Consider the following 11774-nt stretch of genomic DNA (forward strand, 5'->3'; position numbering starts at 1 on the left):
CGGCCGGTGGGCTCGCGTCGCCCGCCCGCGCTTCCTGGTCGTGCTGCCGCCGGCCTGGCCCGGCGGGGCGACGTCAGGAGGCGCGGCGCTGCTGCCCGGGCTGCTGGTCGCGCGGCGCGACCGGGCGCGAGGGGCGTACGGCGATGCCGGTGCTGCGGTCGCGGCGCGCGGGGGCGACGTACGACGGCAGCGCGCGCGGGCGCGACCGTGGCGACAGCCGCGCCAGTCCGCGGCGCGGGGCCGGGTCGAGGGCCTGGGCCAGGCGCCGCAGCGCGACCTCGCGGTCGACCTCGCCGCGACCCGCGCGACCGACCCACGAGACCCAGAGCATCGCGACGACGGTCACGACGACCGTGGGCACGAGCCAGAGCAGGACCATGCCTCGAGGGTAGGTCGCCCCGGCGCTGGTTCGGTGCAGGCGCTACGGCGTGCCGACCCACTCGTCGGTGCCGTCGGCGAAGACCTGGTGCTTCCAGATCGGCACCTCGTCCTTGAGGGTGTCGATCAGGTCGCGTGAGGCCTCGAAGGCGGTGCCGCGGTGGGCGGCGGCCGTGCCGACGACGACGGCGAGGTCGCCGATCGCGAGCCGGCCGACCCGGTGGATGGCCGAGACCCCGTGCACGTCGTGGCGGGAGGCGACGAGCTCGCAGACCTCGCGCAGCCGCTGGAGCGCGCTGGGGTGCGCGGAGTAGTCGAGGCCGCTGACCGCACGCCCCCCGTCGTGGTCGCGGACCTTGCCGACGAAGAGCGTGACGCCGCCGTCGACGTCCTCGTCGAGGCTGGCGAGCACGTCGTCGACGACGAGCGGGGTGTCACGGATCTCGACGAGGCGCACGGTGCTGGAGGTCACGCACGCACCTTATGCGTGCGGCGTACGGTTGGAGCATGAGTGACCAGTCCGACGACGAGCAGCCCAACCCGTTCAAGGGCACGCCGTTCGAGCACCTCTTCGGCGGCGACGGGTTCGACCTCAGCAAGATGGGCCTGGGCGGCCTGGGCGGCCTGGGCGGGCCGGGGGGCTTCCCCGGCGGTCCCGGCGGCGCCGGGATGCCCGACCTGGGTGCCTTGTTCGGCCAGATCCAGTCGCTGATGCAGCCGTACGACGGCGCCCTCAACTGGGACGTCGCCGTCGACCTCGCCCGCAAGGCCGTCGCGCAGCAGCCCGACCCGACCCCCACGGCCAAGCAGTCCGACGCCGTGGCCGACGCCGTCCGGCTCGCCGACCACTGGCTCGACGAGGCCACGGAGTTCCCCTCCGGCGTCACCTCGACCGCGGCCTGGAGCCGCGCGGAGTGGATCGTCGGCACCCTCGAGGTCTGGAAGGTCCTCGTCGAGCCCGTCGCCGAGCAGTCCGTGCGCGGGCTCAGCGGCGCCCTGCCGCCCGAGGCCGCCGCCCAGGCAGCCCCGTTGCTCGGCATCATCGGCAGGGCGGTCGGCGCGATGCTGGCCACCCAGGTCGGCTCCGGCTTCGGCGAGCTGGCCGGCGAGGTGCTCACCGCCTCCGACGTCGGGCTCCCGCTGGGCGCCCGGGGCAAGGCCGCCCTGGTGACCACCAACGTCAAGGCCTTCGCCGAGGGCCTCGACGTCAGCGAGGACGACGTCGTCCTCTACCTCGCCCTGCGCGAGGCCGCCCACCACCGGCTCTTCAGCCACGTGCCGTGGCTGCGCGAGCACCTCATCGGCGCCGTCACCGACTACGCCCGTGGCCTCGAGGTCAACGCCGAGAGCCTCCAGCGCCGCATGGAGGAGCAGCTGCGCGGCGTCGACCCCAGCAACCCCGAGTCGATCCAGCAGCTCGTCGAGGGCGGCATGTTCGACCTGCCCCGCTCACCCGCCCAGGCTGCGGCGCTCGAGCGCCTCGAGGTCGCCCTCGCCCTGGTCGAGGGCTGGGTCGACGAGGTCGTCGGCCAGGCCACCGCCGAGCGGATGCCGTCGGCCGCCAAGCTGCAGGAGGCCGTACGCCGCCGCCGTGCCGCCGGCGGGCCCGCCGAGCAGACGTTCGCCGCCCTGGTCGGTCTCGAGCTGCGCCCGCGCCGGCTGCGCGACGCCTCGACCCTGTGGGCCTCGCTGCGCACCCGACAGGGCACCGAGGCCCGCGACGGCGTCTGGCTGCACCCCGACCTGCTGCCCACCTCGGCCGACCTCGACGACCCGTTGGGCTTCCGCGAGGAGGCCGCCGCGCCCGACTCGCTGAGCGAGGACGACTTCGACGCCGAGCTGCGCAAGCTGCTCGAGGGCGACGAGCCGGCCGACGAGGAGTGACGCTCCACGCCGACGCGCTCGCGACCCTGCGGGCGTGGCAGCCGCCGGACGCCGCCCAGGCCGCCCTGCGCGACCGTTACGTCGCGCACCTGCAGGCCCACCCCGATGCGCTGAGTCGTGACTGCCGGCCCGACCACCTCACGGCCAGCACCCTGGTGCTGTCGCACGACGGCACCCACGTGCTGCTCACGCTGCACCGCAAGGCCCGCGCGTGGTTCCAGTTCGGCGGCCACCCCGAGGCGACCGACACCACGCTGGCCGGGGCCGCGCTGCGCGAGGCCGTCGAGGAGTCCGGGCTGACCGACCTCGCCCTGGGCCCGGTGCCGATCCACCTCGACGAGCACGAGGTGCCCTTCTGCGGGGGCAGCGCCGACGGCCTGCTGGTCCACCACCTCGACGTACGGTTCCTGGCCGTGGCCCCGGCCGAGGCCGTGCCCGTGGTCAGCGACGAGTCGCTCGACGTGCGGTGGTGGCCCGTCGACGCGCTGCCGGGCGACGACCTGGGGCCGCTGGTCGCGGCGGCCCTCGCCGTACGGGCGGCGGGCCGGCCCGGTCGGCCGGGTCGGCCGGGTCAGCCCGGTCAGTCGGTGTCGGCGGGCGTGAACTCCGAGGGCGGCGTGATCTCGGCGGCCGCCGACCAGCCCAGCAGGTAGCCCCGCGCCCGCTCCGACCGGGGGTAGCGCTCGACCCACGCCCAGAACCCGGCGTCGTGGCCGGGCTCGAGCAGGTGGGCGAGCTCGTGGACGATGACGTAGTCGACGACCCAGCCCGGCATCGTCCGCAGTCGCTCGGAGAGCCGGATCGTGCGCTCGACCGGGGTGCAGGAGCCCCACCGGGTGTGCTGGTTGGTGACCCAGCGCACCGACTCGGGCACGGCGAGCCCCCCGAGGTACTGGTCGCTGAGGGCGAGGGCCCGCTCGAGCAGGTCGTCGTCGGTGACCGGTGAGGTCTGCTCGGAGCGCTCGATGCGGGCGACCATCGTCTCGACCCACTCGGCCTCGTCGGCCGCGCTGAACGAGGCCGGGATCAGCACGACGATCCGGTCGCCCTCGCGGTAGGCCGAGACCGTGCGACGACGCCGCTTGGAGCGGCGTACCTCGACGTCTCGCGGGGCCCCCATGGCGTCAACCTACTTCCGCGCCCAGTCCAGGAGCCGGTCCTTCGGCCACGTGTTGACGATCCGGTCGGCGTCGATGCCGGCGGCCTCGGCCCGCTCGCAGCCCAGCACGAGGAAGTCGAGCTGCCCGGGGGCGTGGGCGTCGGAGTCGATGGAGAAGACGCACCCGGCGTCGCGGGCCTGGGCGAGCAGCTCGTCGGGCGGGTCGCAGCGCTCGGGCCGGGCGTTGATCTCGACCGCGACGTCGTGCTCGGCGCAGGCCTCGAAGACGGCGCGGGCGTCGAACTGCGACGGCGCGCGGGTGCCGCGGCTGCCGGTGACCATCCGGCCGGTGCAGTGGCCGAGCACGGTGGTGCGCGGGTTGCGGACCGCCGCGACCATCCGGCGGGTCATCGGGGCGGCGTCCATCGCGAGCTTGGAGTGGACGCTGGCGACCCGGACGTCGAGCCGGTCGAGCATCTCGTCGCTCTGGTCGAGCGAGCCGTCGTCGAGGATGTCGACCTCGATGCCCTTGAGCAGCGTGAAGCCCCCGCCGGCACCGGACCTCAGGTGCTCGTTGACGGCCTCGACCACGCCGAGCTGGCGCTGCAGGCGCTCGGCGCTGAGGCCGCGGGCGACCTTGAGCCGCGGCGAGTGATCGGTGAGCACGAGGTAGTCGTGCCCCAGCTCGATGGCCGTCATCGCCATCTCCTCGATCGGCGAGCCGCCGTCGCTCCAGTCGGAGTGGGAGTGGCAGTCGCCGCGCAGCGCCGCGCGCAGGGTGGCGCCCCCGGCGGTCAGCGGTGCGGCGTGGGTGCGCTCGAGCTGGGCCAGCCGCTCGGGCATCTCGCCGCGGACGGCGGCGGCGATCACCTTCGCCGTGCTGGCCCCTACCCCGGGCAGCGCGACGAGGGTGCCGGCCTCGGCCGCCTGCGCGACCGCGTCGTCGCCCAGCGGCAGGATCGCGGCCGCCGCGCCTCGGAAGGCCTTGACCTTGTAGGTGTCCTCGCGGTGGCGCTCGAGCAGGAACGCGATGCGGCGCAGCGCGGCGACGGGGCCGGCGTCGTACGACGCGGGGGCGGCGGGCGGGTCAGGGGTGTCGGGCACCGGGATTTCTTTCCTCCACAGGCGGTGGACGAGCGTCCGTGCTGGTCACCGCAGGGTACGTCGTCGTTGTGACAGGTTCTTCCACACCCTGTGCACAGGGGTTTCCGGCGCGTCTCCACGGTTCTCGCGGTTCTCCACACCTTTGTACACAGCGTTGTCCACAGGCGTGGAGCGCGCGGCATTGACCCGCCCCACCGCCGTCCCTAGCGTTGCGGCCAGATGGCCCCCGGGGCCGGTGACTGACACTCGCAAGGGGAAGGCAAGTGTCGCGACCCGGATCCGGGGGCCGCCTGTCTTCGGCGGTCCTGTCGTGTGGTCCGGTCCTGCGGTCCTACCGACCCTCGAACCGGGGCGGCCGCTTCTCCTGCGCGGCCCGGATCCCCTCCTGCAGGTCTGCGGTGGCCAGCGTCAACGGCTGGGCCATCGCCTCCCACTGCAGCGCCGACTCCATCGAGGCGTGGCGCTGGCGCAGGGCCAGGGTGGTCAGGCGACTGGCGATCGGGGCGGTGGCGGCGATCGCGGCGGCGGCCTCGAGCGCGGTGTCGAGCAGGGCGTCGGGCTCGACGACACGGGAGACCAGGCCGAGGGAGAGCGCCTCGTCGGCGTCGACCAGACGGCCGGTGAGCAGCAGGTCGCGGGCCGCGGCCTCGCCGACCACCTCGGGCAGCAGGTAGGTCCCGGCCATGCCGGGGTGCATCCCGAGCTTGACGAACGGGACCCCGAGCCTGGCGCCGCGGGCGGCGTACCGCAGGTCCATCGCGAGTGGCAGGCACAGCCCGGCGCCGATGGCCGCGCCGTTGATCGCCGCGATCGTCGGGACCTCCAGACGGCGCACCGACAGCCACGCGCGGTAGAACGGAAGCATCCGCGAGCGCAGCCGGTCGACGCCCGCCTCGGGCTCGCTGGCGATCCAGGCGGTGTCGCCGCCGGAGCAGAACGCCCGACCCTCACCGGTGACCACGACCGCGCGCACCGAGGTGTCGGCGGCCAGCTCGTCGATGGCCGCGACCCACGACGAGGTCATCGCAGGCGACATGGCGTTGCGCTGGTCGGGGTTGTCCAGGACGAGCAGGGCGACCCCGTCGCGAGGGCGTTCGAGGCGCAGGTGAGCGAGTTCGGGCATGGCCCCGACCCTAGGGCAGCCTCCACGCCGCGCCGCGCACCTGACGGCCACACCCGCGGGTGTGCCGTAGGGTCGGAGCGGCTCCGCGGCGACGCAGGGCCCCGGGCGGGCTTCCCCCGAATGTCCCCCGCCGTGGTCAACCGATCACGAGACCCAGACATACCAAGGGCAAGGAGGCCGTCATGGCAGAGACCTGGAGCGGTGAGTTCTACTGCGTGAAGTGCAAGGAGAAGCGCGAGGCGGAGGGCGAGGTGAAGGTCAACGACAAGGGCACCCGCATGGCGAAGGCCGTGTGCCCGGTCTGCGGCACCAACCTCAACCGGATCCTCGGCAAGGCCTGATCCACCCGGCCCACCCCGATCCACCAGGTCGACCCGTCGCGTCTACGCGACGGGTCGACGTGTTCTTGTGGATGACCAGGTCGACCCGTCGCGTCTACGCGACGGGTCGACGTGCTCCTGTGGATGACGTCGGCACGAGGTCGTCGTCTCGTGCCAGGGTCGAGGCATGGCGACCACGACGACGGTCCGGCTCGCACCCGGGGTGCACGTGGTGCCGCGCGACGACGACCACGTGCAGGTGGGGCTCGACCCGCCCGCCCGCGTCGTCGTACGCCGCCGCGCCGACCTGCTCGCCGTCCTCGACGACCTGGTCCGCGGGCGGCAGCCCCGGGTCGACGGACCCGACGCCGCGGCGCTGCTGGACTCGCTGGACGCGGCCGGCCTGCTCGCCGCTCCCCCGCCGGCCGCGACCCCGACCGGGACCGTCGCCGTCGTCGACCGAGGGCTCGGCCTCGACGCCCTGACCCGGCTGCTGGTGCGCAGCGGGGTCCGTCCGGCGCGCGCCGGGCACCCGCCCGACCTCTACGTGGTCGGCTCCGCGGGCCCCGTGCCGCGCGCCAGCCTCGACGGCTGGGTGCGTGAGGGCGCTCCGCACCTGGTGCTGGCCGGCACCGGCGCGCCGGGCAGCCTGCGACTCGGGCCCCTGGTCGAGCCCGGGCTGACCGCCTGCGTGCGCTGCGTCGACGCGGCCGAGGCCGCGCGCGACCCCCGTCGCACCCTGGTCGTCGAGCAGCTGGCCGCGCTGCCCGCCCGTACGCCCGACCCCGCGCTGCTGGCCCTGGCCGTGGCCTGGGCGGCGCGTGAGGCGGCGACCTACGTCGGGGGCGGTCGTCCGCTGACCTGGTCGACGACCGTCGACCTGGCCGGCCCCGACCGCCCCGACAGCGCCGCTCCGGTCGTCCGCACCTGGCAGCGGCACCCGTACTGCGGCTGCGCCTGGGACGTCCTCCCCTACTAGCCGTCACCAAAATTCGGCGTCGAGCTTGCCCTCCATCGAGCGCAGGTGCTCGCGCGAGCAGCTGACGCAGTAGCGCTTGAGCCGCTTGTTCTCGACGCTCGTGGTCCACGCCAACGTGTCGGCCTCGTCGGCCTCATCGGCCTGACGTCCGCAGAAGTCGCAGGTCAGCGTCATGACCTGATCGTAGGACCAGCGAGCCGGGCCCGACGTGTGTCGGACCCGGCTCGTGGTCGGTTGTTTCCTGTGCAGTTGCATCCACCCGCGATCTGGGTGCCCTGGGAGGTGACAGCTCCTAGAGGTTCCTTACAGAGCGCGAGCGAGGGCGAGGCGAGCCTGCTGCGCGGCACGCTCGGCCTTGCGGCTCAAGCGCCTGGCACGGGCCAGCTGGTGGCCCGTACGCATCTCGCGCGCCTCTCCCAGGCGCGCGCTCATCTGTGCGCGCGCATGGTCTTCATGCATGGTGTTCACGGTGGTGCTCCGATTCGTGTCGGTGGTCTGGTGGTCTGGGGTGGTGCTGGGCTGCGCGGTGCTCACGCCACGGCGTCCTTGCGCGGACGGCCCCGGGGGCGCTTGCGGGGGATGACGGTTCCCTGGAGGAACAGCTCACCGCCCCACACGCCCCACGGCTCACGACGCTCGAGGGCGCCGCCGAGGCAGAGCTGCCGGACCGGGCAGGTCTGGCAGAGGTCCTTGGCGAACTCGACGTCGGCCGGAAGCTCGGCGAACCAGAGCTCGGGGTCGTTGACGCGGCACGGGAGCGAGGTCTCGTCGACCTCGCCGTACCGGTCGGCCTCGTCGTGCAGGTGGCCGAGGCCGGGGCCAGAAGTGGCCTGGAACTCGACCAGCTTGCCGTCGCTGCGCTGCAGAAGGCTGGTAGTCATCGTGTCACCTCTCTTCTTCTTGATCGCGGATGGTGCAGGGATGGTGCGGGGTGGTGCCGGGTGGTGCTGGGTGGTCATCTCCTGGCTTTCTGTCAGGGCCAAGGCTGTGATGAGAAACAGAAAGGCCGCGGATCCCGGTGTTCGGGTTCCGCGGCCTGGAGGCTGCTGGTCTGTCGGGTGTCAACAGATCGGCGGACTCCAGGCGGGGTAACCCGGGACGTAGGCAACGACAGCCACGTGTCCCTTGGCAGCCAGGTCCTTGCGGTCGCGGACGTCCGCGCCCTCGGTCGTCATCGAGATGAGACCGGTGGCCGGGATCCACGAACCACGAGCGTCGGCGAGGATGCCGAAGCAGGACTGCTGGCCGCCGTTGGGCATGCCAAAACCGGACGCGGGGCGAACGCTGCTGATGAGCTGGTTCGGCGTCTGGATGGTGTTGGTGATCTCCACGGGGGCCACCTCCTTCGGATCTTCTGGCGCGGGCGTTGTCAGTGCCCTGGTGCGCGGACTGGTTGTTGACGGGAACGCTACGCGTTCCCTGATGTAAGGAGCAAACTATTTAATGACCTATTTTCCGACTTTCTCGGATCTGAGGTACCTCAGTCGTCGGCGAGCAGCGAGAGCACCTCGTCGCCGTAGCGGTCGAGCTTGTCGGGACCGATCCCGCTGATCGCCAGCAGGGCCTGGGGTGTCTGGGGCCGTCGCTCGGCGACCGCCTCGAGGGTGGCGTTGCTGAAGACCATGAACGGGGCGACCTCGTCGGCGCGGGCGCGCTCGAGGCGCCAGCCGCGCAGGCGCTCGAAGAGGGCCTCGTCGTAGGGGGCCGGGCAGTCGGTGCAGCGACGCCGGGTCTTGTCGGTGCCGGCCAGCGGCTTGCCGCACTCGACGCACGTGCGGGTGCCGCGCGCGGCCTTGGCCCGGGCGGGCGCGCGGTCGGCGTCGGGCAGCAGGGGGTCGAGGAACCGCGACGGCTTGCGGCGCGCGGCCTGCCCGGGGTTGCGGGCCTGGGCCCACGACAGCGCCAGGTCGGCGCGGGCACGGGTCATGCCGACGTAGAGGAGGCGGCGCTCCTCCTCGATCGCCTCGGGGGTCTGGGCGTAGGTGATCGGCAGGGTGCCGTCCTGGAGGCCGACGAGGAACACGGAGTCCCACTCGAGGCCCTTGGCGGCGTGGAAGGTCGCGAGCGTGACGCCCTCGGCGACCGGGGCGTGCTGCTCGGAGGCACGCCGGTCGAGGTCGTCGACGAAGGTCGTGAGGTCGTGGGTCGACGACTCTGCCCCGTGGGCCTCGGCCTGGCTGACCAGCGCCTGCCAGGACTCCCACCGGTCGCGGGTCTGGCCACGGGCCTCGGGCGGGTCGGGGGTCCAGCCCATGCCCGAGAGCGTGTCGCGCACCAGGTCGACCCAGGTGTCTCCGGCGGCGGCGCTGACGCCACCGCGGGCCGCGCCGCGCAGCCGGGTCACGGCCTCGCGGACCTCGGGCCGGTCGAAGAAGCGGGCGGCGCCGCGGATGACGTAGGGGACGGCCGCCGAGGTGAGGGCCTCCTCGTAGACCTCGGACTGGGCGTTGATGCGGAAGAGCACCGCGATCTCCGACAGCGGGCGGCCGGCGGCGCGCTGGCGCACGACCTCGCGCGCCACGGCGGACGCCTCGGCGACCTCGTCGGGGTGGCCCTGGTAGGTCACGGCGGCCCCGGCGGGACGCTGGGCGCGCAGCTGCACGCTGGTGGAGCTCGTGCCGGCGAGCAGCGTGTTGGCGGCAGTGACCACCTGCGGGGTCGAGCGGTAGTTGCGGACCAGCTCGATCGAGGTCGTGCGGGGGTGCTTGGCGGGGAAGTCACGCAGGTAGTCGGCGTTGGCGCCGGCGAAGGAGTAGATGGTCTGGGCCGGGTCACCGACGACGCAGATCTCGTCGCGCCCGCCCAGCCACAGGTCGAGCAGGGCCGACTGCAGCGGCGAGACGTCCTGGAACTCGTCGACGACGAACCACTTGTACTGGCGGCGGACCTGGGCGGCGACGCGCTCGTCCTCGGCCAGCAACCCGGCGGTCAGCAGCAGGACGTCCTCCATGTCCATGCGGCCCTGGGCGCGCTTGACGTCCTCGTAGGCCGCGATCATGCGGCCGACCAAGTCGGGCTCGACCTTGGCCACCGAGCGGTTGCGGGCCACCGCGATCGCGGCGTAGTCGTCGGGCCGCACGTTGCTGACCTTGGCCCACTCGATCTCGGAGGCCAGGTCGCGCAGCATCGCCTGGTCGGGGCGCACCCGCAGCGTGCGCGCGGCCGCCGCCACCAGCGGGATCTTGGACGCCGTCAGCTCGGGCAGCTCGGTGCCGTGGGTGTGGGGCCAGAAGTAGCGCAGCTGGCGCAGGGCCGCCGAGTGGAAGGTGCGGGCCTGGACCGTGGGCGCACCCAGGCCGCGCAGGCGTCCGCGCATCTCACCGGCCGCGCGGGTGGTGAAGGTGACCGCCAGGACCTCGGTCGGCGCGTAGACCCCGGTGGCCACGCCGTGGGCGATGCGGTGGGTGATCGCCCGGGTCTTGCCGGTGCCGGCACCTGCGAGCACACGCACGGGTCCGCGCAGGGTCTCGGCCACCTCGCGCTGCTCGGGGTCGAGCGAGGACAACAGGTCGGCGGCCATGCTGGAACAACACTCCTGGTGAGGTGGTTGGATCGTGTGACACCCGACCCTAGACGTCCGAGGGGACACTTCCGCGATGAGCAGCTTCACGATGTACACCACTCCCTGGTGCGGCTACTGCCACCGGCTCAAGAGCCAGCTCGACCGGGAGGGCATCGCCTACGACATCGTCGACATCGAGCAGCAGCCCGAGGCCGTCGCGATCGTCGAGACGGCCAACAACGGCAACCAGACCGTGCCGACGCTGGTCTACTCCGACGGCACCGCCCAGACCAACCCGTCGCTGGCCCAGGTCAAGGAGAAGGTCGCCTCCCTGGCCTGACCCACGGCCTGACCCACGGCCTGACCTGCGGCCTGACTCAGGCGGTCACCACGACCCGGGCAGCGGCCCGCCGTACCAGTGCTCCACCAACGAGCGGCTGATCGAGACGCCGCCCGGCAGCACGAGGCTGCCGTCGGTGGCCTGCACGCGCATCTCGGCGCGGGTGAACCACCGGGCGTCCTCGAGCTCGTCGTGGTCGATGTCGATCTCGGTCGACACCGCGCGTCCCAAGAAGCCCAGCATCAGGCTCTGCGGCAGTGGCCAGGGCTGGTTGCCGAAGTACTCGACCTCCCCCACCACGATGCCGGACTCCTCGGCGACCTCGCGGCGTACGGCGTCCTCGAGGCTCTCGCCGGGCTCGCAGAACCCGGCCAGGGTGGAGAATCGCCCGGCGGGCCACAGCGGCGATCGCCCGAGCAGGCACCTCTCGTCGTCTGCCCCCGGCTCTCCCGCGCTGACCAGCATGATCACGGCCGGGTCGGTGCGGGGGAACTGCGTGCGCCCGCAGGCCGTGCACCGCAGCTCGTGGCCGGCCGCCTGCGACACCAACGTGCCGCCGCAACGCGGGCAGTGCCGGGTCGCCCAGTGCCACTCGGCCAGGCCCAGGGCGTGGAAGACCAGCGGGGCGTCGACCACGTGGTCGCCGGCCAGGGCGGGCAGCAGGCCGCGCAGGGGGTACCACTCCCCCTCCTGGCTCGCGGCCGCCTCGGGCCCGGTGATCAGCGCCCAGTAGGTCAGGCCGTCGCGCTCGCCGAGCAGCACGCGGGTGTCGTCGGACGCCTCGCGCACGTCGGCCGGGGCGACCCACGGCAGGGTGCCCCCCACGGGGCGCACGCGGGTGCCTGACACGACCAGGACCCGGGAGCGGTCGTCGGCCCAGCGCTCGGCCAGCCAGGCATCTTCCTTGCGGTGGATCCCGAGACGGTCGTGGGCGCCGTCGGTCAGCTGGAGGTGCGGGTAGCTCACCCAGGGAGCCTAGGACGCAGGGCGTGAGCACGCCCACCGGGACCAAGGCATCAGGGACTAGGGCACCGGGTCGTGGCGT

General features: G+C 73.4%; 16 protein-coding genes. 5 read left to right on the forward strand and 11 right to left on the reverse strand.

From position 1 onward, the window contains the following. Positions 1-73 precede the first annotated feature (73 nt). Positions 74-379 (reverse strand): hypothetical protein, encoded by a 306-nt coding sequence (locus FZC61_RS09550; RefSeq protein WP_148613947.1) that lies wholly within the window; start codon positions 377-379, stop codon positions 74-76. Between the two features lie 42 nt (positions 380-421). Further along, positions 422-850 carry a molybdenum cofactor biosynthesis protein MoaE gene (locus FZC61_RS09555; protein ID WP_148613948.1) on the reverse strand — a complete coding sequence of 143 codons (429 nt, stop codon included), beginning with the start codon at positions 848-850 and terminating at the stop codon, positions 422-424. Positions 851-885: 35 nt separating this feature from the next. Here FZC61_RS09555 and FZC61_RS09560 point away from each other — a divergent pair, with 35 nt between their 5' ends. Further along, positions 886-2262, forward strand: coding sequence for a zinc-dependent metalloprotease (locus FZC61_RS09560; protein ID WP_148613949.1), 1377 nt, complete (start codon positions 886-888; stop codon positions 2260-2262). After that, on the forward strand, positions 2259-2915 hold the full coding sequence (locus FZC61_RS09565) for an NUDIX hydrolase (protein WP_148613950.1): 657 nt from the start codon (positions 2259-2261) through the stop codon (positions 2913-2915). Before FZC61_RS09560 ends, FZC61_RS09565 begins: the two co-directional genes overlap by 4 nt. Here the strand turns inward: FZC61_RS09565 and FZC61_RS09570 are convergent. The 3 genes from FZC61_RS09570 to FZC61_RS09580 form a co-directional block, all read right to left on the reverse strand. Then, on the reverse strand, positions 2843-3382 hold the full coding sequence (locus FZC61_RS09570) for a M48 metallopeptidase family protein (protein ID WP_148613951.1): 540 nt from the start codon (positions 3380-3382) through the stop codon (positions 2843-2845). The genes FZC61_RS09565 and FZC61_RS09570 overlap by 73 nt on opposite strands. Positions 3383-3391: 9 nt before the next feature. Further along, positions 3392-4465, reverse strand: coding sequence for a PHP domain-containing protein (locus tag FZC61_RS09575; protein WP_148613952.1), 1074 nt, complete (start codon positions 4463-4465; stop codon positions 3392-3394). Between the two features lie 331 nt (positions 4466-4796). Further along, positions 4797-5588: an enoyl-CoA hydratase/isomerase family protein gene (locus tag FZC61_RS09580; protein ID WP_148613953.1), complete on the reverse strand. Its 792-nt coding sequence runs from the start codon at positions 5586-5588 to the stop codon at positions 4797-4799. Between the two features lie 182 nt (positions 5589-5770). Here FZC61_RS09580 and FZC61_RS23035 point away from each other — a divergent pair, with 182 nt between their 5' ends. Together FZC61_RS23035 and FZC61_RS09585 are read left to right on the forward strand one after the other, a co-directional pair. Continuing rightward, a complete protein-coding gene (locus FZC61_RS23035; protein ID WP_011754982.1) occupies positions 5771-5929 on the forward strand; it encodes a DUF5679 domain-containing protein in 159 nt (52 codons plus the stop codon). A gap of 166 nt (positions 5930-6095) precedes the next feature. After that, complete coding sequence (locus FZC61_RS09585; protein WP_148613954.1) at positions 6096-6887, forward strand: hypothetical protein; 792 nt, start codon at positions 6096-6098, stop codon at positions 6885-6887. 3 nt (positions 6888-6890) lie between these two features. On the opposite strand, the gene FZC61_RS23040 is transcribed toward FZC61_RS09585, so the two are convergent. The 5 genes from FZC61_RS23040 to FZC61_RS09605 all read right to left on the reverse strand — a co-directional run bounded on the left by FZC61_RS23040 (position 6891) and on the right by FZC61_RS09605 (position 10407). Next, positions 6891-7061, reverse strand: a complete 171-nt coding sequence (locus FZC61_RS23040; RefSeq protein WP_170286050.1) for a hypothetical protein — start codon at positions 7059-7061, stop codon at positions 6891-6893. Between the two features lie 129 nt (positions 7062-7190). Continuing rightward, positions 7191-7421: a hypothetical protein gene (locus FZC61_RS09590; RefSeq protein ID WP_148613955.1), complete on the reverse strand. Its 231-nt coding sequence runs from the start codon at positions 7419-7421 to the stop codon at positions 7191-7193. Next, positions 7418-7768 carry a WhiB family transcriptional regulator gene (locus tag FZC61_RS09595; RefSeq protein ID WP_148613956.1) on the reverse strand — a complete coding sequence of 117 codons (351 nt, stop codon included), beginning with the start codon at positions 7766-7768 and terminating at the stop codon, positions 7418-7420. Before FZC61_RS09595 ends, FZC61_RS09590 begins: the two co-directional genes overlap by 4 nt. A 180-nt stretch (positions 7769-7948) precedes the next feature. Continuing rightward, positions 7949-8218, reverse strand: coding sequence for a hypothetical protein (locus FZC61_RS09600; protein WP_148613957.1), 270 nt, complete (start codon positions 8216-8218; stop codon positions 7949-7951). A gap of 149 nt (positions 8219-8367) precedes the next feature. Continuing rightward, complete coding sequence (locus FZC61_RS09605) at positions 8368-10407, reverse strand: ATP-dependent DNA helicase UvrD2 (protein ID WP_148613958.1); 2040 nt, start codon at positions 10405-10407, stop codon at positions 8368-8370. A 76-nt stretch (positions 10408-10483) separates the two neighbouring features. Here FZC61_RS09605 and FZC61_RS09610 point away from each other — a divergent pair, with 76 nt between their 5' ends. Then, entirely contained in the window at positions 10484-10729 is a 246-nt protein-coding gene (locus FZC61_RS09610) for a mycoredoxin (protein WP_148613959.1), read from the forward strand. Positions 10730-10774: 45 nt separating this feature from the next. Here the strand turns inward: FZC61_RS09610 and nudC are convergent, their stop codons facing one another. Next, positions 10775-11695 (reverse strand): NAD(+) diphosphatase, encoded by a 921-nt coding sequence (nudC, locus tag FZC61_RS09615; RefSeq protein ID WP_148613960.1) that lies wholly within the window; start codon positions 11693-11695, stop codon positions 10775-10777. Positions 11696-11774 lie beyond the last annotated feature (79 nt).

It is taken from the genome of Nocardioides rubriscoriae (assembly GCF_008087085.1).
Classification (GTDB): Bacteria; Actinomycetota; Actinomycetes; order Propionibacteriales; family Nocardioidaceae; genus Nocardioides; species Nocardioides rubriscoriae.

Excerpts from the sequence above, each read along its gene's own strand:
- FZC61_RS09585 (WP_148613954.1), top strand. The coding sequence starts at position 6,096 with ATGGCGACCACGACGACGGTCCGGCTCGCACCCGGGGTGCACGTGGTG.
- FZC61_RS09550 (WP_148613947.1), bottom strand. The coding sequence starts at position 379 with ATGGTCCTGCTCTGGCTCGTGCCCACGGTCGTCGTGACCGTCGTCGCG.
- FZC61_RS09595 (WP_148613956.1), bottom strand. The coding sequence starts at position 7,768 with ATGACTACCAGCCTTCTGCAGCGCAGCGACGGCAAGCTGGTCGAGTTC.
- FZC61_RS09605 (WP_148613958.1), bottom strand. The coding sequence starts at position 10,407 with ATGGCCGCCGACCTGTTGTCCTCGCTCGACCCCGAGCAGCGCGAGGTG.
- FZC61_RS09560 (WP_148613949.1), top strand. The coding sequence starts at position 886 with ATGAGTGACCAGTCCGACGACGAGCAGCCCAACCCGTTCAAGGGCACG.
- FZC61_RS09610 (WP_148613959.1), top strand. The coding sequence starts at position 10,484 with ATGAGCAGCTTCACGATGTACACCACTCCCTGGTGCGGCTACTGCCAC.
- FZC61_RS23040 (WP_170286050.1), bottom strand. The coding sequence starts at position 7,061 with ATGACGCTGACCTGCGACTTCTGCGGACGTCAGGCCGATGAGGCCGAC.
- FZC61_RS09580 (WP_148613953.1), bottom strand. The coding sequence starts at position 5,588 with ATGCCCGAACTCGCTCACCTGCGCCTCGAACGCCCTCGCGACGGGGTC.
- FZC61_RS09570 (WP_148613951.1), bottom strand. The coding sequence starts at position 3,382 with ATGGGGGCCCCGCGAGACGTCGAGGTACGCCGCTCCAAGCGGCGTCGT.
- FZC61_RS23035 (WP_011754982.1), top strand. The coding sequence starts at position 5,771 with ATGGCAGAGACCTGGAGCGGTGAGTTCTACTGCGTGAAGTGCAAGGAG.